The 19,877-nt window shown below is 68.0% G+C and carries 17 protein-coding genes; 6 read left to right on the top strand and 11 right to left on the bottom strand.

Annotated elements, in window-relative coordinates; genetic code table 11:
* The first annotated feature begins 371 nt into the window (after positions 1–371).
* The 3 genes from BDI24065_RS12695 to BDI24065_RS12685 are packed head-to-tail and all read left to right on the top strand — an operon-like array spanning position 372 to position 2,973.
* Positions 372–1,784, top strand: coding sequence for a cytochrome ubiquinol oxidase subunit I (locus BDI24065_RS12695; RefSeq protein ID WP_175031551.1), 1,413 nt, complete (start codon positions 372–374; stop codon positions 1,782–1,784).
* Between the two features lie 30 nt (positions 1,785–1,814).
* On the top strand, positions 1,815–2,822 hold the full coding sequence (cydB, locus tag BDI24065_RS12690) for a cytochrome d ubiquinol oxidase subunit II (protein ID WP_175031550.1): 1,008 nt from the start codon (positions 1,815–1,817) through the stop codon (positions 2,820–2,822).
* Positions 2,794–2,973: a hypothetical protein gene (locus tag BDI24065_RS12685; protein ID WP_175031549.1), complete on the top strand. Its 180-nt coding sequence runs from the start codon at positions 2,794–2,796 to the stop codon at positions 2,971–2,973. Before cydB ends, BDI24065_RS12685 begins: the two co-directional genes overlap by 29 nt.
* Before the next feature lie 180 nt (positions 2,974–3,153).
* On the opposite strand, the gene BDI24065_RS12680 is transcribed toward BDI24065_RS12685, so the two are convergent.
* Complete coding sequence (locus tag BDI24065_RS12680) at positions 3,154–3,864, bottom strand: hypothetical protein (RefSeq protein ID WP_175031548.1); 711 nt, start codon at positions 3,862–3,864, stop codon at positions 3,154–3,156.
* A gap of 100 nt (positions 3,865–3,964) precedes the next feature.
* Between BDI24065_RS12680 and BDI24065_RS12675 the strand changes: the two genes are divergently transcribed.
* The gene (locus BDI24065_RS12675; RefSeq protein WP_254609746.1) at positions 3,965–4,870 is read left to right on the top strand and encodes a LysR substrate-binding domain-containing protein; all 906 of its coding nucleotides are present in this window, start codon (positions 3,965–3,967) and stop codon (positions 4,868–4,870) included.
* 152 nt (positions 4,871–5,022) lie between these two features.
* Here the strand turns inward: BDI24065_RS12675 and BDI24065_RS12670 are convergent, their stop codons facing one another.
* The 7 genes from BDI24065_RS12670 to BDI24065_RS12640 form a co-directional block, all read right to left on the bottom strand.
* Positions 5,023–5,217 carry a YqaE/Pmp3 family membrane protein gene (locus tag BDI24065_RS12670; protein ID WP_175031546.1) on the bottom strand — a complete coding sequence of 65 codons (195 nt, stop codon included), beginning with the start codon at positions 5,215–5,217 and terminating at the stop codon, positions 5,023–5,025.
* 185 nt (positions 5,218–5,402) lie between these two features.
* On the bottom strand, positions 5,403–6,602 hold the full coding sequence (locus BDI24065_RS12665) for a porin (protein ID WP_122948205.1): 1,200 nt from the start codon (positions 6,600–6,602) through the stop codon (positions 5,403–5,405).
* A gap of 55 nt (positions 6,603–6,657) precedes the next feature.
* Positions 6,658–7,113 (bottom strand): TIGR00725 family protein, encoded by a 456-nt coding sequence (locus BDI24065_RS12660; protein WP_175031591.1) that lies wholly within the window; start codon positions 7,111–7,113, stop codon positions 6,658–6,660.
* Positions 7,114–7,183: 70 nt separating this feature from the next.
* A complete protein-coding gene (locus tag BDI24065_RS12655) occupies positions 7,184–8,014 on the bottom strand; it encodes an ABC transporter permease (protein ID WP_175031545.1) in 831 nt (276 codons plus the stop codon).
* 10 nt (positions 8,015–8,024) lie between these two features.
* Positions 8,025–9,113: an extracellular solute-binding protein gene (locus BDI24065_RS12650; RefSeq protein WP_122948207.1), complete on the bottom strand. Its 1,089-nt coding sequence runs from the start codon at positions 9,111–9,113 to the stop codon at positions 8,025–8,027.
* A 26-nt stretch (positions 9,114–9,139) separates the two neighbouring features.
* Positions 9,140–10,183 carry an ABC transporter ATP-binding protein gene (locus BDI24065_RS12645; RefSeq protein ID WP_175031544.1) on the bottom strand — a complete coding sequence of 348 codons (1,044 nt, stop codon included), beginning with the start codon at positions 10,181–10,183 and terminating at the stop codon, positions 9,140–9,142.
* Positions 10,184–10,190: 7 nt separating this feature from the next.
* A complete protein-coding gene (locus tag BDI24065_RS12640) occupies positions 10,191–11,042 on the bottom strand; it encodes an ABC transporter permease (RefSeq protein ID WP_175031543.1) in 852 nt (283 codons plus the stop codon).
* Between the two features lie 164 nt (positions 11,043–11,206).
* Between BDI24065_RS12640 and BDI24065_RS12635 the strand changes: the two genes are divergently transcribed.
* Complete coding sequence (locus BDI24065_RS12635) at positions 11,207–12,103, top strand: LysR substrate-binding domain-containing protein (protein ID WP_175031542.1); 897 nt, start codon at positions 11,207–11,209, stop codon at positions 12,101–12,103.
* Between the two features lie 88 nt (positions 12,104–12,191).
* On the opposite strand, the gene BDI24065_RS12630 is transcribed toward BDI24065_RS12635, so the two are convergent.
* Entirely contained in the window at positions 12,192–13,868 is a 1,677-nt protein-coding gene (locus BDI24065_RS12630; protein ID WP_175031541.1) for an alkaline phosphatase family protein, read from the bottom strand.
* Positions 13,869–14,182: 314 nt separating this feature from the next.
* On the opposite strand from BDI24065_RS12630, the gene BDI24065_RS12625 reads away from it, so the two are divergent.
* Positions 14,183–14,407, top strand: a complete 225-nt coding sequence (locus tag BDI24065_RS12625) for a hypothetical protein (RefSeq protein ID WP_027790361.1) — start codon at positions 14,183–14,185, stop codon at positions 14,405–14,407.
* 56 nt (positions 14,408–14,463) lie between these two features.
* On the opposite strand, the gene BDI24065_RS12620 is transcribed toward BDI24065_RS12625, so the two are convergent.
* Both BDI24065_RS12620 and BDI24065_RS12615 read right to left on the bottom strand, forming a co-directional pair.
* A complete protein-coding gene (locus tag BDI24065_RS12620; protein WP_175031540.1) occupies positions 14,464–18,252 on the bottom strand; it encodes a DUF748 domain-containing protein in 3,789 nt (1,262 codons plus the stop codon).
* Positions 18,253–18,400: 148 nt separating this feature from the next.
* On the bottom strand, positions 18,401–19,837 hold the full coding sequence (locus tag BDI24065_RS12615) for a DUF1254 domain-containing protein (RefSeq protein WP_175031539.1): 1,437 nt from the start codon (positions 19,835–19,837) through the stop codon (positions 18,401–18,403).
* Positions 19,838–19,877 lie beyond the last annotated feature (40 nt).

The following is a 19,877-nucleotide window of genomic DNA, read 5'->3' as shown; positions in this document are numbered from 1 at the left end:
CGGCCGCGCCCGCCGGCGCGACCGGGTGCGTTACGCGATAACGCCTCGCAACGGTTCGGCCGCGCGCGGGCGTCGCGCCGCGTCGTGTCACGCGGCGTTTGCGTCCACGTCAAACCGTTCCGATGACGCGACGCGCCATATTGACGCACGTGCGTCAGACCGCCACGCCACGGCCGCGCGCGCCGCAAGCAGCCTTATTGATACGAATCAACGATTTACCCCGGAAATGCGGGCGACGGGCTGGACATCTGCGACGAGTTGGCGCATTTCGCGGTGCAACATCGCGGCACATACTCCAGCCAACCCCGACGCCCGTCCGCCGGGGTCCGCCGGCACCCGCCGGCGGGTATCGTCAGCCTCGGTCAACTGGTATGGACACCGCTCTTTCGGCCCTCGATCTGGCCCGCCTGCAATTCGCGTTCACCGTCTCCTTTCACATCGTCTTTCCGGCGCTGAGCATCGGCCTCGCCAGCTTCATCGCCGTGCTCGAATATCGCTGGCTGAAAACCGGCAAGCAGTACTACAAAACCCTCTGCCTGTTCTGGTCGAAGATCTTCGCGGTCGCGTTCGGGATGGGCGTCGTCTCCGGCGTCGTGATGAGCTACCAGTTCGGCACGAACTGGTCGGGCTTCTCGAGCTTTGCCGGCGCCGTCACCGGGCCGCTGCTGATGTACGAGGTCATGACCGCGTTCTTCCTCGAGGCCGGCTTCCTCGGCATCATGCTGTTCGGCTGGAACCGCGTGAGCCCGCGCGCGCACTTCGGCGCGACGCTGATGGTCGCGATCGGCACGCTGATCTCGACGTTCTGGATCCTCGCGTCGAACAGCTGGATGCAGACGCCGCAGGGCTTCGAGATCGTCGACGGCCGCGTCGTGCCGACCGACTGGTTCGCGATCATCTTCAACCCGTCGTTCCCGTACCGCCTGTTCCACATGGCGATCGCCGCATTCATCGTCGCCGCGCTGGTGGTGGCCGCGACGGGCGCCTGGCACCTGCTGAAGGGCCGCCGCGACAAGGGCGTGAAGAAGATGTTCTCGATGGCGCTGTGGCTGCTGCTCGTGCTCGCACCGCTGCAGGCCGTGATCGGCGACCAGCACGGCATCAACACGCTGAAGCACCAGCCGGCGAAGATTGCCGCGATCGAAGGGCTGTGGGAAACCGAGAAGGGCGGCACGCCGCTGAACCTGTTCGGCATTCCGGACATGAAGGCGGAAACGACCCGCTACGCGGTGAAGGTGCCGCACCTCGGCAGCCTGATCCTCACGCACAGCTGGGACGGCGAGATCCGTGGCCTGAAGGAATTTCCGCCGGAAGACCGTCCGAACTCGACCGTCGTGTTCTGGAGCTTCCGGATCATGGTCGGCCTCGGCTTCGCGATGATCGGCCTCGCCGCGCTCGCGTGGTTCCTGCGCCGCCGCGGCCGCCTGTATGAATCGAAGTGGTTCCAGCGCTTCGCGCTCGTGATGGGCCCGACCGGCTTCGTGTCGCTGCTCGCGGGCTGGGTGACGACCGAAGCGGGCCGCCAGCCGTGGGTCGTGTATGGCGTGATGCGCACCGCGCAGGCCGTGTCGCCGCTGTCGGTGCAGCAGGTCAGCCTGTCGATGATGACGTTCGTGATCGTGTACTTCCTCGTGTTCGGCACCGGCGTGTACTACATGCTGAAGCTGATGAAGGCCGGCCCCGCGCTGCCCGACGTGAAGCACGACGACATGCCCGACACGCGCCCCGACCACACCGCGCGCCGCCCGATGTCGGCCGTCGACGAGCCGCTCGAGACCGTCTGAGCCCCACCCTTTCCGCACACGAGAAAACCTATGGACGTCACCGTAATCTGGGCCGCGATCATCGCATTGGGGCTCTTCATGTACGTCGTGCTCGACGGCTTCGACCTCGGCATCGGCATCGTCTTCCCGTTCTTCCCGGACGAGAAGGAACGCGACCTGATGATGAACACCGTCGCACCCGTGTGGGACGGCAACGAGACGTGGCTCGTGCTCGGCGGCGCCGGGCTGTTCGCGGTGTTCCCGATCGTCTATTCGACCGTGCTGTCGGCGCTGTACCTGCCGCTGATCTTCATGCTGGTGTGCCTGATCTTCCGCGGCGTGTCGTTCGAGATCCGCGCGAAGGCGCGGCGCACGAAGCAGCTGTGGGATCTCGCGTTCATCGGCGGCTCGGCCGGCGCGACGTTCTTCCAGGGGATCGCGCTCGGTGCGTTCCTGCAGGGCATCAACGTGAAGGACGGCGTGTTCGCGGGCGACGCCTTCGACTGGCTCACGCCGTTCAGCCTGCTGACCGGCCTCGGCCTGATCGTGACCTATGCGCTGCTCGGCTGCTGCTGGCTCGTCGCGAAGACGGAAGGCGACCTGCAGCGGCGCCTGCATCGCGTCGTGTGGCCGCTGACGGTCGTGCTGCTCGGCTTCATCGCGGTAATCAGCCTGTGGACGCCGCTGCAGGATCCGGCCATCGCGCAGCGCTGGTTCGATTCGGGGCTGTTCTGGCGCCTGCTGCCGGTGCCGTTCCTGGTCGCCGGGTGCGCGGTGTGGATGCGCCGTGCCGTGCGCGACCGGCATGACATGACCCCGTTCGTGCTCGCGCTGGCGCTCGTGCTGCTCGGCTACGTCGGCCTGCTCGTCACGCTGTTCCCGTATGCGATTCCTCAGACGATGACGATCTGGGAAGCCGCGGCGCCGCGTTCCAGCCAGACCTTCACGCTGGTCGGCGCAGCGGTTATCCTCCCGATCATCATCGCCTACACGACGATGGGTTACTGGGTATTCCGAGGCAAGGTGCGCCATGAAGACCAGCATTACTACCACCACTGATTCCGCCGATCGCCAGCCCGATGCGCCGAAGCCGCGCATGCGCGGCTGGATGTGGTTCATCGTCCTGTGGGCGGGCGGCGTGATCGGCGCCGTCACGCTCGGCTATGCGTTCAAGATCTTCATGAACCTGACGCTGTTTGCGGTGAAGTAGGCGAAGCGGCTGCCGGGTCGAGCGACGATCCGGGCAGCCGTTTTCTTGTCGACCGCTCGAGCTTCGGCCGGAGGTACCGGGCGCTGCGCCGGCATCCGCGCCCATTCTCCGACCGGCGGCAGCGCGCCTTCCGTTCCCCGTTCCTCCTTTACGCCCCCGGCGCCGGCACGTGCGCGGCGCTCACCGCTCGCACTTCGTCGTGCACATCGCCTTGTCCACTTCCGTGAAGAACGCCTGGTAGTACTCGGGCTCCATCACGGTCTTGGTACGCGAATCGCCGGCGCTGTCCCAAACCGTGCGATCGAATCGCGCACGCACGATCGCGACATGCGCGTCTGCGACATGCGCCTGCTGCCCCGCCCGAACCGTCACGATCGCGGCCACGCGTTCATGATCGGGCTTCACCGGCAGCATCCCGATGCGGGCCTTCAGCGCACCGCGCAACAGCTGACGCCACTTCGGGATCAGCGTCTCGCTGCGCCCCGCTTCCACCAACCCCGAATCGCGATCGACCGTCACCGGCGCATAACCCTGCGCACGCAGCACGCCGGCCACCGCGTCGAGCGCGCGTGCCTGCGTCGCATCCGCATAGCGGCGGTCGCTGAGCATGCGCAGCGTCTGCTGCTCGGTATCGGTCAGGTCGACTTCGGTCTGGCTCGAGCTGTAGCGCACCAGCGATCCGCCGTTGCCGATCTGCCGTTCGTTCTCGGGTTTCGTCGCGCATCCGGTCAGCGCCGCGAACAGTCCTGCGCAGGCGAGCGCCAGCGCGCCGCGACGGCGCACCGGCGGCATCGCGGCCGGGCGGCGCGTCGCACGCCGCGCCTCGCGCCTAAGGCGAAGACGGTGGCGAATTCCGGTTGCCCGGGCGTCGGGTGGCGATATGATCGTCATCGGGGCGTTTTCTCCTGTCGGCGCCATGATAGGGAGGCGCCCCGGCCGCCACAAACGACATTTTTTGACCCACTGTGTAGCTTTTCTTCGCGATCTCACGATGCGCCGATTGCCGCCCCTGAACGCGCTGCGCAGCTTCGAAGCTGCCGGCCGCCTGCAGAGCCTCACCCTCGCCGCCGACGAGCTGAACGTGACCCAGAGCGCGGTCGCGCAGCAGATCCGCGTGCTCGAATCGTTCTTCGGGCAGAAGCTGTTCGAGCGCGACGGACGCTCGATGCGGCTCACGCCGCGCGCGCGGCATTATCTCGTCGACGTCGCGAGTTGCCTCGGCCGGCTCGCGCAGGCGACGGGGCAGATGTTCGAACCCGGCGGCGGCCATCCGGTGCGGATCAACACGTCCGTATCGTTCGCGCACGGATGGTTGCTGACGCAACTGGCTGCGTTCCAGGCCGAACATCCGGACATCGACGTGCAACTCGTCACGACGCCCGACAACGAGCGCGACCAGTTCGACGAAACCTGCGACATCGTGGTCCGCCGCTATACACCGGAGTTGCGCCGCAAGGGGTTCGTGTCGCGGCCGTTGCTCGCGACCGTCGCGGTGCCGGTGTGCGCGCCCGGCCACCCGGTGCTCGACCAGGCGCGCACGCCGGCCGACCTGCGCAACGCGCCGCTGCTGCATTACGCGGGTTTGCCGCAGGCATGGCAATACTGGTTCCACCAGGCAGGCTCGGTCGTCACCGAAACGCTGCGCGGGCCGTTCTATCGCGAGTTCTTCCTGATGACCAAGGCCGCCGCGAGCGGGCTCGGCGTGTGCCTCGCGCCGCGCGCGGTCGTGCGCGACGATCTCGAGCAAGGGCGGCTCGTCGCGCTGTTTCCGGAAGTCCACCTGGAAGCGCCGCCGTTTCATTGCCTGTATCGCGACGACGACGATCCGTCGCTGCGCACGTTCGTCGACTGGCTGTTCGCGCGGGCGGAGGCGCTGGAGGGGGCGGTGCCGGGGTGACGCGCAGCGCGGCGCAATGCGGATGTGAAGTGAAATGAAGCGAAGCCGCGCGCGGCTGTGCGCCTGCCGGGCCGCCCTCGACGGGCAGGCCGCCGGAACGGCCGGTACCCCGGCCGATCGGATCCGTCCGCGGCAGGCCGCGAATGCTTTCGTCAGCGCCGTTCGCCCAGCGCCGCCTCGATCTTGCGATCCGTCTTGTACTGGCTCAGTGCATAGACCGACCAGATCGCGGCCGGGATCCAGCCGATCAGCGTGATTTGCAGGATCAGGCAGATCAGCCCGGCGAACGGGCGGCCGATCGTGAAGAACTGCAGCCACGGCAGCAGCAGGGCGAGAATCAGGCGCATGGGCATTCCTCTTCGTGCGTCGTTGAATGATGATGCCCGACCAATATGGCGTGTTGCGCCGCGGAATTCAAGCCTGTCCGCCCACATCGCAATGCCGGGCTCGCCGCTTTCCCGCCTCGACAAAAAAGCCCGGCGCCCGCTTCACACGGGCGCCGGGCCGAATTCGCCGGAGCACGGTTGTCCGATCAGAACGTATGCCGCATCCCGATGCGCACGAGCGTCTGCGTGTCGCCGGCCGACGAGATGCCGTTGCCGACGTCGCCGACCGACGCCGTCGCGTCGACCACGTTGCCGAATGCGTCGAGCGTCTTGCCGCTCGCCTTCTGGTAGCCGACGAGACCGTACAGCGCGGTCCGCTTCGACAGGTTGTAGTACGACGCGAGGTTCAGCTGGTGGTACTTCGGCGCGGACTGGCCGCCGATCGAGCTGCCGCGCGTGAAGTCGTAGCCGGCCGCGACGCGCAGCGCCGGCGACGCCTGCCACGACACCGTGCCGCCCGCCGAGTTGTAGTTCGCCGTGCCGCGAAACGTCGAGAACGCGCCCGCGCGGTACTGCGTATTGCTGTACGACACGCCGAGCGTGACCGCGCCGATCTGGTAGGTCGACGCCGCGGCGACGATCTGCATGCTCTTCGACGACGCGAAGCCTTCGTTGATCGACGATGCGAACGTGCCGTCATACGAACCCGTCCATGCGCCGGCGTTCGCGCCGAACGCATTGGTCGCATACAGATAGGCCGCGCCGAGCGCGAACGGGCCGTTCACGTACTGGCCGCCGACGCTCCACGTATTCTGGTTCTTCACGCTGCCGGCCTGGTTGCCGAAGCCGTATAGCGCGCCGAACGTGAAGCCGCCGAATTTCGGGCTGACGTACTTGACCGAGTTGTTCTCGCGCGCCTGGTTGTCGATGTTGTCGAGATCGCCCGGATGCGCGCCCATGCCGGTCAGGAACGAGCCAGGCCCGATCGTGCCGACGAAATCGACGATCGGATCGTACTGGCGGCCCATCGTCAGCGTGCCGAAGCGCGTGCTCGACAGCCCCATCCACGCCTGCCGTCCGAACATCCGGCCGCCCTGGCCGAGCTGCCCGTTGCCGATGTTGAAGCCGTTCTCGAGCTGGAAGACCGCGGCGAGCCCGTCGCCGAGGTCTTCCTTGCCCTTCAGGCCCCAGCGGCTGCCGGACCACGTGCCGCTCGCGAAGCTGTAGCTCGACGCGCCGCGATATGCGACCGGCGTGCCGAGCGAGCCTTTGTTCGTCGCGACGCGCTGGTTGCTCGTATAGCCCAGCCCCGCGTCGACGATCCCGTATAGCGTGACGGTGCCTTGCGCGTGAGCGGTCGCGGACACGCACCCCGCCGCGCACAAGATCATGGTTAACTTCTTCATGTATAGGATTCCTATTTATACAGATGACATCAGGCGATACCGCACATCTCCAGACCTACGCCGAATCGGAGAGCCACCGCGCGACACGCGCGACGAGCGGATCCGTTTCGTCGAAGCACTCGACGCCCGCCACCGGCGGTGCGTCGCGAATCGTGAACACCGGCTTGCCCCATTGCAGCCCGAGCGCGATCTCGGACAGCGTGCCGAGCCCGCCGCCCACCGCGATCAGGCACAGCGACGCGCGTGCGATCAGCGCATTGCGCGTGATGCCGAGCCCCGTCGGCAGCGCGACGGTCAGGTACGGGTTCGCATCGCGCGCATCTTCTTCGGGCAGCAGCCCGATCGCGCACCCGCCGGCCGCATGCGCACCGCGCGCGGCCGCCTCCATCACGCCCTGCTTGCCGCCGCCGACGATCGCGACGCCCGCCGCCGCGAGCGCATGCGCGATCCGCTCGGCGACCTGCATCTGCTCACCGGTCGCGTCGCGCGGACCGATCACGCCGACCGGCATGCGATGCCGCCGCTCGCCGCGCTGCCGCCGCGCGAGTTGCGCGAGCGCGGCGCGCGTCGCTTCCGACCACTCAATGACGTCGTTGCCGTACAAGGCCTTCCCCCAATGCAAGAACGCAGGTGCAGATCGCCGTCAGCACGATCGACAGCACGGCCGCCTGCGAGAAATCGGTTTGCCCGTCCGACAGCTTCAGATACATCAGCAGCGGCAGGATGTTGATCTGCGTACCGGCCAGCGCGAGCGCCGTGCCGTAGGTGCCGAGCGCGATCGCCGTGACGAGGCACCACGCGGACGCGACCGACGGCCACAGTTCGCGCCACGCGACGTCGAGCCACGCACGCCACGGCCGCGCGCCGAGCGTCAGTGCCGCCTCGAGCGGCCGCCGGTCGAGGTTCGCGAGCGCCGGGTAGATCATCAGCGCGACCCGCGGGATCAGGTAATACGCATACGCAACCGCCAGCCCCGGCATCGTGTAGATCGCGCCGCCGAGCACGTTCGGGTCCGCGCCCAGCGACGCCGCCAGCGTGGTGACGAAGCCGGCGCGGCCGAACGCGAGGATGAAGCCATAGGCGATCACCAGCCCGGAGAACGCGAGCGGCACGCCGAGCAGCGCGAGCGACCAGTGGCGGCGGGCGGGCGACTGCCCGGCCAGCGCGAACGCGACCGGCACGCCGACGCCGACCGACAGCGTGCCGGCGCCGACCGCCAGCACCAGCGAGCGCGCGATCGCATCGGCGACGAGCGGATCGCGCAGTACCGCGGCGAACGCGCGGCCGCCGTCCGTGAAGGCCGAGCCGACGAGCGCAGCGAGCGGCAGCACGAAGCACACCGCCAGCAATACTGCCGCCGGGGCCGCGCCGAAGCGGCGCAGCGCGCCGCGTTCCGCGAGGGAGGTCTGCATCGCGCGCCCCTTAGTTGCCGAGCGTTGCCTGCGACCAGAGCTGGTCGACCTCGGCCTTGCGCGTCGCCGCCTTCGCCACGTCGAGCGGGCGCACCTGCGGCGCCTTCGGCAGCTTCGCCGCGACGTCCGGCGCGACCGGCGTGCCGGGCACGGCCGGCCGCACGAAGCCCTGCGCGAACAGCGCCTGCCCGACATCGCTCATCACGAGGTTGAGCCACAGCTGCGCGGCGGACGGGTTCGGGCCGTTCTTCACGAGGCTCATCGCATACGGTGCCGACACGCTGCCGTCCTGCGGAATCACGACGTCGGCCGCGTCACCCATGCCGTCGACGTACTTCGCCTTCAGGCCGTCGTTCTCGTAGCCGATCAGGATCGGAATCTCACCCTTCACGAACTTCGCATACGGCGTCGTGCCCTCGACGCGCAGCACGTTGCCCGCATTCTTCAGCTTGCCGAAGAATTCCGCGCCCGGCTTCGGATTCTCGACGCTCCCGCCGTTCGCATACGCGGCCGCGAACACGGCAACCTGCCCCTGCCCGGTCGAACGCGGGTCGAGGTAGACGACCGCGTTGCGATATTCCGGCTTCAGCAGGTCGGACCAGCGCTGCGGCACGTTCTTCACGAGCTTGCGGTTGACGAGGAACGCGATGTTCAGCGAATGCACCGCGAACCAGCGGCCGTCCGCCGAGCGGAACACGTTCGGCAGCTTGTCGAAGTTGACCGGCTTGAACGGCGCGACGACATCCTTGCTCTCCGCGTCGAGCGCCGACGCGGCGAAGTAGTACGCGGTATCGGCCTGCGGACGGCGGCGCGACTTGTCGAGCGCGACCACGGTCGCGGCCGAGCCGATGTCGTTGTAGGTGATCTCGACCTTCGGATAGCGCTTGCGGAATTCGGCGAACAGCGCCTTCCAGTTCGCCCATTCGGGGCCCGTGTCGAACGACACGACGAGCCCTTCGTCGGCGGCCTTCGCATACAGCGCGTCCTCGCCCGGATACAGCGGTGCGGCGTGCGCCGGTGCGGCAGCCAGCGCGGCGAGTGCGCACAGCGCCAGCATGCCGGCGCGCAGGGTTTTCACAAGGGGTTGGCCTGCAAGCATCGGGGATCTCCGTTGAATGAAAGGGGTCATTGCGCGGCCGGCGACGCCGGCAGCACGAGCAGATGGCGCGGTTCGATCGCGATGCAGCGCGTGGCCGTCACGCGGCCTTCGCACAGCAGCGGGTCGGCCGAACCGGCGGGAATGAAGTCGTAGCGCTGCGTCGCGCCGAAGTAGCGCACGTCGCCCGGGCGGCCGTCGATACGGTTCACGCCGGGCCCCGGTGGATCGGCTTCGACGTGCTCGGGCCGCACCAGCACCTCGATCTCGGCGCCCGGCCGGTGCGCGCCCGTCTCGACGCGCAGCGTCGCGAAACGCACGTCGACCGTGTCGTGCGCGATCACGCGACCGCGCAGCAGCGTCGAATGCCCGACGAAGCGCGCGACCTGCGCGGAAGCCGGCCGCTCGTACAGGTCGCGCGGCGTACCGACCTGCAGCACGCGCCCGCCGTCGACGATCGCGACGCGGTCGGCCATGCTCAGCGCCTCGTCCTGGTCGTGCGTGACGAGCAGCGTCGTCGCGCCGCACGCGCGCTGCAGCGCGCGGATTTCGTCGCGCAGTTGATGGCGGATGCCGGCATCGAGCGCCGCCAGCGGCTCGTCGAGCAGCAGCAGCTTCGGTTCGATCACGAGCGCGCGCGCCAGCGCGACGCGCTGCTGCTGCCCGCCGGACAGCATCGCGATGCCGCGCTCCGCATGCGCCGACAGGCCGACGCGGTCGAGCATCTCTGTCGCACGCCGCCGCCTCGCGTCGGCCGCGACGCCGCGCATCCGCAGCCCGTACGCGACGTTGTCGGCCACCGACAGGTTCGGAAACAGCGCGTAGTGCTGGAACACCATGCCCACCTCGCGCCGCCACACGGGCACGCCCGCCATGTCGTCGCCGCCGATCGCGATGCGGCCGCTGCCGCCGTCGAGCAGGCCGGCCGCGAGCCGCAGCAGCGTGGACTTGCCGGACCCGCTGCGCCCCATCACCGCGAGCAGCTCGCCTTGCGCCGCGGACAGCGTGACGTCGTCGACGCCGTGACGCGCACCGGGATACTGGAAACTGACGTGTTCGAATTCGAGACTCATGACGGACTCACTTCATGCGTTGTACGGTGCCGACCGACACGAGCGTCGCGAGCACGGCGAGGACGAGCAGCACGACCGTAGCCGCGCATGCCATCCCCGACGCGCCGTAGAACGCCTGCAGCAGCACGATCGGATAGTTGCGGTAGCGAAAGCCGGCGATCAGGTTCGAGATCTGGAATTCGCCGATCGACAGCGCGGCCACCATCACGAGACCCGAAAACAGGCTGTGCCGCAGGTTCGGCAGCACGATCGTGAAGAACTGGCGCAGCGGCGTCGCGCCGAGCGTCGCCGCGCAGGCCTCGAGGCGCGCGAGGCCGAGGTGGCGCAGATCGCTCAGCAGCGTCTGCAGCAGGTAGGGCAGCGTCAGCACCGCGTGGGCCCCGATCATCAGCGGCAGCGTGCCGAGCCACGGCAGCGTGTCGCCGCTGAAGATCGCGATGTAGCCGAAGCCGAGCGTCAGCGCGGGCACGGCCACCGGCATCAGCATCACGATGCGCGTCGCCATGCCGCGCCCGGCCTGCGCGCGGTGATGCAGCGCATAGGCGAGCGGCAAGCCGACCACCGTGTTGAGCGCGCAGCACGCCAGCGCCACAGTCAGGCTCACGCCGAATGCGCGGGTGAAGCTGCGGTTCGCGGCCAGGTCGGCGAACCAGTGCCCGGTGAAGCCGGTCGGCAGCAGCGTGTTCGTCCACGACTGGCCCACCGAGCCGACCAGCAGCAGCGCGATCGGCAGCAGCAGGTAGAGCCCGAACACCGCGACGAGCGCGTTCAGCAGCAGGCGTCCGGCGCTCGGACGCACGGGCCTGTTACGCGGAATCGGAACACCATCGGCCAGTGCCGGGGCGGTAGACGCAGGCATGGAAACACTCGCGGGCAAGAGAGACAAAGACGCCGCGCAACGCCCGCCGGGCGGGGCTGTCACGCGTTTTCGGGATGGCTGCAGTGTGCGGTTTCGACATGGCATCGTCATGAAAAAAACGTACAAAGCCCGCATCGATCTGTGCACGGAGGGAATAGCCGGCGATGAAGCACCTGTATCCGAACGTCGCGGAACTGCACGCGTTCGCGAGTTCTGCGAAGTACCTGAACTTCTCCTACGCGGCCCGCGAACTGGGGCTGACGCCGAGCGCGGTCAGCCGGCAGATCGCGAATCTCGAGGCGCTGTTCGGCGTGAAGCTGTTCGTGCGCGAAGGGCGCAGCCTCGTGCTCACGCGCGCCGGGCAGGTGTACCACGCACGCGTCGTCGGCCCGCTGCGCGAGATCGGCAACGCGTCGATCGAACTGCTGAGCGCACGCGAGAACAGCGACCTGCTGACGATCGCGAGCGTGCCGACGTTTACGACCAAGTGGCTCGTGCCGCGGCTCACGCGTTTTCTCGCCGTCGCGCCGAGCGTCACGCTGAGCTTTCGCCGCCATCTCGCGCACGGCGACATCTTTCCGTTCGGGCTCGACGCGGCGATCCGCTATGGCGACGGCGCATGGGAAGGAGTCCGAAGCGACTACCTGGACGGCCGGACCTTCGTGCCGGTCTGTTCGCGCGAGTTCGCGGAGCGGCACGCGTTGCGCACGCCCGCCGACGCCATGGCGGCGCCGCGACTCGTGCACGAGCAGGCGGAAATCGCGTGGTCCGCGTGGGCGGAACGCCATCGCGCCACGCAGATGAATGCGCTCGCCGGGCCGCGCTTCGAACAGTATTCGGTGCTGATCCAAGCCGCGCAGGCGGGGCTCGGGCTCGCGCTCGTGCCGCACTTCCTGATCGTCGACAATCTCGCGGCCGGCACGCTCGTCGAGCCGTTCGACGCGCCCGTCGACGTCGACGCGCAGGGGCACTACCTGTGCTACGCGCCGGAGCGCCTCGAGACGAGCGAGGCGTTGCGGCACTTCAGGGCATGGATGCTGGACGAATGCGGGACCGCATGAGCCGGACCCGCATCGTCATGTAGCAGGACGCGCACCGCCGCGCGTCCCGTGCCGGACACCGCCCGGCGGCGGCGTCCGGCAGGCGTCGTCAGTGGTCGATACCGAGACCCGGCAGCACGCGCGTGTTCTCGGCCACGACCGCATGCAGCAGGCGCGGGTTCGCACCGAGCAGCCCGAGGATCGTCGGCGCGACCTGCTTCGTGCCGACCGTGTCGGTCACCGTGCGCGCGCGATGGATGCCCGGATACGACACGAGCAGGCCGAGGTGGCTGTCGTCCGGCGCGTTGCCGCCGTGCTCCTCGTCCTTCTTCGTGCTCGACGTATAGATCACACCCGGATTCGGCTGGACGATGATGTCCGGCGTACGACCGTTGGCCGGATCGCCGAAGCGCTCGGCGAGCGCCGCGCCGTACAGGATGTACGCCTGCGAACCGTCCGCGCAGATCCCCGGTGCGTTGCAGCCGAGGTTCGCCTTCAGCGTCTGCACCACGGCCGTGCGCTGGTTGCGGTCGCGCAGCCAGATCAAGCCGACGTCGTCGGTCTGCACGAAGCCCGTGTCGACGAGGCCCGAACCGTCGTTCAGGTTGCCCGTCGTCGTGTTGTTCTGGCCGAAGTTGCCGTTCGGGTCGAGGTAGTTGTTCGTTTCGAGCAGCTTCGTCAGCGTGTCGCCGTTCTTCACGAGCTTGGTGCGATCGGTCGGCGACTGGCCATGCTTCGACGTGACGATCACGGCCGTCGACGAATACAGGTTCGCCTGCTTCAGCGCCGCGACGACATGGCCGATCGAGTTGTCGACATACGTGATCGCGTTCGCGACCTGCCCGTTCGGCGTGAAGTTCGCGTCCATGTAGCCGCCGCCCTTCGTCACCACCGCCTTCTGCGCGACGCTCAGCGTCTGGAAGTCGGCGCCGAACAGCGTCGGCACCGGCGCGCTCTTCGTGCCCGTCGAGTCATGGCCGTTGATCTGGTTGATCAGCGCCTGCACGTGCAGGTTGTCGAATTGTGCGGTGTGCGAATAGACGTCCGTGTAGTCCGTTTGCGTCGTCGCGTCGATCGAGTTGATCTCGGTGCGCATCATGTCGTCGACGCCGGTGCCCGACGGGCCGTTCAGCCAGTCGTAGCCCCACGCATGCTTGTCGGCCCACGCGGTGTGCGCATTCGGCACGCCGGCCTTCACGGCTTCGAACACCGTGTTGGTCTTCACGTAGTTGTGCGGATAGACCGGCACGCACTGGCCGTTGACCTTCGCATGCGGGATCGCCTGCGGGTTGAATCCGCCACCGCCGTCGAGATGCACGAGCTTGCCGCCGTTGAACGCGTCGATGCCGGTCGTTTCGTCGAACACGACGTTCCAGCCCGGCTTGCCCGAGCACGTCGTGTCGCCCGGCGCATACAGGCTGCGGTCATACGACACGTCGTAGAACAGGCCGGCCGTCTTCGGCGAGCCGCCCGTCACGAGCGCCGCGAGGCCCGGGAACGAATCCGACAGGCCCGGCGTGTACGCGTTCGTGTAAGTCACGCCGTGCTGCGCGAGCACCGCGATGTTCGGACACGTGTTCGCGCCGATGCAGCGCGCGAGATCCTGCTCGTGCAGGCCGTCGACGCTGATCAGCAGCACGTGCTTCACGACACGGTGGCCATGGCCGCCGTCCTCGCCCTGACTGTCGCCGTCCTGCTGCGCCGCATAGGCACCCGCGCTTGCGAGCGCCAGCGCGCCTGCCACCATCGCCACCAACTTCCGCTGCTTACCAAGGAAAGACTTCATCACCCCACCTCATCGATTGACGTTGAACTGCGTGACTTGCCATCAAGCGCGCAAAATATCGCCGGATCGTGGGGCGCTCGCATGAAGCGCGGCTTACTGTTTTCTATCAAACGTAACCAATCGCAAGCGACACGAAGCCGTCGCAATGCAAGGTGACCTGGCGCACATTGCGACGTGCGCGCTTGCCCGCCGGCACTGCTCCGGTGCATCGGTCAAAACGTACGTACGGCGCCGCCGGCCACGCGATTTTTTTCCGCGTGGCGCACGACTTATTGGCGTGTGATAAAGGGTTTTCCCTGACCCGGAGCACGAGTATGTCGACCCTGGAAGCCCTCCGGTTCGTGCTGGACGATGCACGCACCCCCGAGATCATTCGCCACCACGTCGTCGATGCGTTGCAGTACGCGTTGCGCAACTACGGACAGGTGTTCACCGCGAAGGAAGTCGAATGGCTGGCGCAGTGGGACGACGCGCGTCTGCCGCTGGCTGCAAAGAAAGAACTGGGCAAGCGCGAAGAACCGGCGATCGCCGCGCGCTGAAGGAAACGCGCCGCCGCGCCCGAACGGATGAACGGACGCGGCGGCGGATGGCCCGCTTACTGCAGGCCGAAGTCGACGCGGGTCGTTGCGCCCTTGTCCTCGATGCCCTTCGCATCGAGCTTCGGTGCGACGATGAACACGCGACTCGAATCGATCTTCCCGTCGAGGTACTGGCGCACGGCCTGCGCGCGCTGCTGCGCGAGCGCACGCAGCGCGTTGTCGTCGGCCGGCGCATGGTCGGCGAGCGCCTTCTTCATGTCGGCGTCGGGCAGCGTCTTCTGCAGGCCGATCAGGTTGCGCGGCTTCTTGAAGTCGGCGGCCTTGTACGCACGCGCCAGGTACTTGCTGTACTCGGCCGGCTCGACCTTCACCGACATCGGGTCGATGCTCTCGCCCTGCCCGACCACGTCCTTCAGCTTCTGCTGGCGCACGAGCCGATCGACGTACGCATCGCCGAGGCCCGACGTGTCCTTCGCCGGATCGACGCGGCCGATCAGGTCGAGGCGGATCGACGACTTCTCGGTCAGCATCTTCACGACCGTGTCGAGCTTCTTCTGCTGCGCGTCGTCGAGCTGGTACGAGCCCGGCGCGAATTCGACGTAGCCGAGATCCTCGCCGCCGCTGCCGAACGCATGCGCGAGCAGCGAGAACGGCGACGTGACGGCCTTCGCGATCAGGTTCAGCACCGCGCGCCAGATCAGCCCGCCGACGCTGAACTCCGGATTCGACAGCGAGCCCGACACCGGCAGGTTCACGTCGATCTGGCCGCGGGTGTTCTTCAGCAGCGAGATCGCGAGCTTTACCGGCAGCTTGGTCGCCGTGTCGTTGTCGACGTGATCGCCGAACGTGAGCTGGTCGATGAAGATGTGGTTGTTCGCCTTCAGCTGGTCGTTCTCGAGCGCGTAATGCAGGTCGACGTTGAGCTTGCCCTTCGTGATCGGGTAGCCCGCGTACTTCGCCGAGTACGGCGTCAGGTTGGTCAGCTCGATGTCGTGCGCGGTCGCGGTGAGGTCGAGCGCCGGCTTCTCGATCAGCGGGTTCACCGAACCCTTGATCGAGATCGGCCCGTTGCCCGCGAGGTTCGCGGCGACGTCGACCGGCGCGGACGTCGTCGAATCCGTACCGAACGCGCCGACCGTGCCCTTGATCGCGACGAGGTTCGCCGTGTAGTTCGGCTTGATGAAGTTGTCGGTGTACGTGACACGGCCGTTCTGCAGCAGCAACTCGCCGAAATGCATCCGCACCGGGTTCTGCGGCGGCGTCGCGGCCTTCACGACGACCGTCGCCGATGCGGCGGCCGGCGCGGATGCCTGCTGCGCGACAGCCGGCGCCGAGGCAGCCTGCGGCGACAGCGGCACCGGCTCGCCCTTGCTCGCATCACGCGTGAGCGATTGCGCGGGGCCCGATTCCTTCGCGACCACGTCCTTCAGGTTCAGGCGCCCCTGCGCGTCGAGCAGCACGCGGCCGTAGAAGTTCGAGAACGTCACGCGCGACGCGTCGACATCGGTACCCTTCTCGTCGTAGTTCGCCTTCAGGTTCGTCAGCGCGAGCGAGCGCCAGCCCGCGAACGGGTCGGAGGTCGCCTTGTCGAGCATCCGCACGTCGACGAGCGCGACGTCGCCGCGATAGGTCGCGCGCGGCGCGTCCTTCACCTGCGCGAACGTCAGGTTGCCCTGCGCGTTGAGCAGCGCACTGGCGATCGTCGCGTTCAGCGCGCTGCCGAAGTACGGCTCGAACGCGGCCGCGTCGAGGCGGTTGCCGTTGATCTTCAGGCCGAGCTTCAGCGGCTGCGCGGTCACGTCGCCCGTCACATTCAGCGAACCCTTGCGGTTCAGCGTCGCCTTCAGCTGCACGGGCAGCGGCTTGGTCATGTCGTCGCTGATCTTCTGCACCGACAGGTCCAGCGGCTTGATCGCCAGCTTCACCGGGCGTGGCGTCGACAGGTCGGTGAAGTTCGCGGACGAATCCTTCACGTTCAGCGCGTCGATCCGGTAATGCCACGACGGTGCGGCGGCCTCGGCCTTGCGCGCGACCGTGCGCTTCGGCACCGATGCCTGCGCCGGCTCGGCCAGCGCCGCGAGGTCGATCTTGCCGTCCTTCAGGCGCTGCACGTCGAGCGCAAGCCCGCTGGCGTCGACACTTGCGATCTCCGCGGTACGCGTGGCCACGTCGACCTTCGCGATCTTCGCGCTCGCGTCGGGCAGCACGATCGCGGGCGCCTTCGCATCGGGCGTCGCGATCTTCAGCGACTTCAGGCTGATCGTGCTGTCGGCGACCTGCGCGGCGAGCGGCGTCTTGCCCCAGTCGGCCTTCGCGTTGACGGTCGCGCCGAGCGTGCCGTCGAGCACGCGCGCACGCGTCGCCTCGCCGAGATACGGCTGCAGCGCCGGCAGCGCGAGCGCGGCGACCGTCAGCTTGCTCTCGGCCTGCTTCTCCGCGAGATTGAACGTGCCTTCGGCGGTCACGTCGCCGCCGCGCGACAGCGACGTCGACAGCGTGTATTTCGCGGGTGTCTTGCCCTGCATCGTGAAGCCGTCGAGCGTTGCGGCGAGCTTCGTGAGCGACAGCGCGGTCGGCGTCGCCGGCACGCGGTCGTCGACGTTGACCGTGCCGCCGTCGATCGCGAAATGACGGATCGTCAGGTCGAGCGGCGGCGCCTCCTTCGCGTCGGCGCCCGCTTCGGCCTTCGCGCCGCTGGCGGTGGCTTCGGCGGCGGCGGAAGCAGCCGCGGCGCCCGACGCCGCCGGCTTGCCTTCGGCGGCCTTCGATGCGGCGGCCGGCTGCGCGGCGAGCTTCTCGACGTTCAGCACGCCCTGCTTGTCGCGCGACAGGTCGACCACCGGCTGGTCGATCCGGATCTCGTCGAAGTGCATCGCGTTGCGCAGCGGCTCGAGGCTGGCCGCCGCGACGTGCACGCCGTGCGCGGCGAACAGCGGCGCGGACGCGTGGTCCGTCACCTTCGCGTCCTTCAGGTCGACGGTGCCCGACACGCGCAGCGCGGGCGTCTCGCCGCTCATCACGAAATTGACCTTGAGGTCGCTGCTCAGCAGGCCGCTCGTCACGGCCACCGGCAACTTCGCCGGCACGTACGAGATCAGCTTCGGCACGTCGAGGCCGTCGAATTTCAGTGCGATCTCCGATTCGCGCGACTGCGCGAACGGCTTGGTCTTGCCGTCGATCGCGATCGGGCTGCCGTCGAAACGCGCGCGCAGCTTCGGTTCGACGAAGATGTCGGTCTTCGATGCCAGCGTCGCGATATACGGAATGCCGAGGGTCCAGTTGTCGACGACGTGCTTTTCGTTCAGCAGACGGTCGTCAAAATCGATCCGGCCGTTGTTGACCTGAATGTTCGACACCGAGAACTGCGTCGGCTTGCTTTCGGGTTTCGGCGACGGCGTCGAGAATTTCTCGATCAGGTCGGTGAAGTTGAAGCGCTGCGCGTCGTAGCGGACGATATGAAAGCGCGGCGAATCGAGGCGGACTTCGTTGACGATCGGCGCACCGCGGAACAGCGACGACCACGACGGCCGCACGACGAGCTTCGCGATGTCGATGAAGTCGCCCTGCCCGCCTTTGTCGCCGAGATGGATGCCGTCGGCTTCGAGGTTCAGCGTGTACGGGTTCAGCGCGATGCGCCGGATCGTGGCGGGCCGGTCGAGCTGCTTGCTCAACTGCTGTTCGGCGATATGGCGGATCAGCGGCGGCGCCGCGAAGAACCCGAGCAGTCCGAATAAAACGAGGAAGATCAGCACGCCGATGCCGATGCGCCGGGTCCGGCGCGAGCGTGCAACGCCACCGAGGGCATGGAGGGTCGAGGATACGGTTTCTTTGTCTGCGCTTGCCATGCTTGAATGCCTCGGGATTGGATGCCGGGCCGCACCGGAGAACCGGGCGGCCGCGCACGCTATCCCGAAAGTATAGGCTCAGGAGGTGACGGTACGGGGTTCGGGCGCCGTCGCGCCCGCCGGTCGGACAACGCCGCCGGTCATCCGTTCATTTCCGGACGATGACGGGCGGCATCCACGACCCGTCGCTCGCCTGCGGCTTCGGCGCGTACAGGCGCAATGCGAGGGCGAAATCGGCGCGCGGCGCCGGCAGCCAGTTGCCCGCATGCGTGCCGCCCGGCGATGCCGACACGACGATGTCGATCGAGCCGTCGTGGTTGCGGCGCAGCCGGTCGCGATCGCCGAGCGAGCGGCGTGCCGACCCGACATCGGGCAGCGCGCCGTTCGTCGCATAGGGCGTCAGCGTCCAGAACGCCCGCACCGGCGGCAGCGCGCCCGGCGCGAAATGCAGCACGTAGCGGTTCGCACCGTTCAGCGGATGGCCGTCGCTGTCGACGCGGACGACCGCGAGCGTTTCGTCGTCGCGCGTCGCGGTGCCGAACTGCGTGTAGGCCGCGTACGCGCGCAGCGTGTAGTCCTGGCCGTACTTGCCGGCCGTGTCGCCGATCCAGCTCCAGCCGTTCGCGTTCAGCAGGTTCGACGGCGGCGTGGCAAGCCGCGCGCGTGCCTCGGCGACGCCGGCCGTCGCGGCCGTGAGGCGGTCGCCCGTCCACAGCACCGGGTAGCCGGCCGACACGCCGATGTCGCCGAGCAGTTCCTGTGCATGCGCGTCGTCGGCCGGTGCCGGGTTGTCCTGCAGCGCCTGCGCGAAGCGCGCGAAGAACGCCTTCGGGTCGAGCGCGGCTACCTGCTCGGCCGGCGTGCCGCCGCCCACCGCTTCGGACGGCGCGCTGCCCGCATGGACCGCGACCGACGCGCCGCGCGCCGCGCCGGTGTAGACAGACAGCGGCACCACGCGAATCGCGCGCTGCAGTTTCTTCACGTTCGTGAGGTCGCGCCCGCCGCTCGTCTGCAGCCGGACTTCGAGCCACGCGTTGGCCGACGGCACGTCGATCCGGACCGCGCCCTTCGGCAGCGTGCCCTGCCAGTCCTTCGCGGCGAAGGCAATCGTTTGCGATCGCGCGCCGCCGCGTGTGCCGCGTGCAGCCACACTTGACGACGACCACAGCACGTTCGTCCACATGTCGAGCGCACGCGCGTCCCAGTAGCGGCCGCGCGTGTCGGGCAACGTGACGATTACGGGTTCGGTCGCGACGTCGAGCCAGCCGGTCGAGTCGAGCGTGTCGACGCCCGGCAGCGGCGGATTCACCGCGCCGACGGGCGGTAGCGCCTGCGCGTGGCGCAGCGTGTTGAGCGGCGCCTGCCCCGGTTGCGCGCCGTCGCCGCCCGTCGCCGCTTCCTTCGCGACGTCCATCAGCACGAGCGGATACGCGTAGACATAGGAGTCGGCGACTTCCGCGCGCATCCAGCCGGTTTTCCGCTGGATCGCGTCCGGTTGCGACGCGCACCCCGCCAGCAGCAGCGCCATGGCCAGCGGCGCGCACGCGCGCCGCAAAGCAATGGATTCTCGTAGGTTTTCAATCATTGATTCTGGCCGAATATTCTTTCTTTTCAGTCAACGCCCG

Origin of the sequence: Burkholderia lata (genome assembly GCF_902499025.1) — a bacterium.
Taxonomy (GTDB): domain Bacteria; phylum Pseudomonadota; class Gammaproteobacteria; order Burkholderiales; family Burkholderiaceae; genus Burkholderia; species Burkholderia lata_C.
The sequence above is the reverse complement of the archived record's forward strand: the minus strand, read 5'-3'. Positions and strand labels throughout refer to the sequence as shown.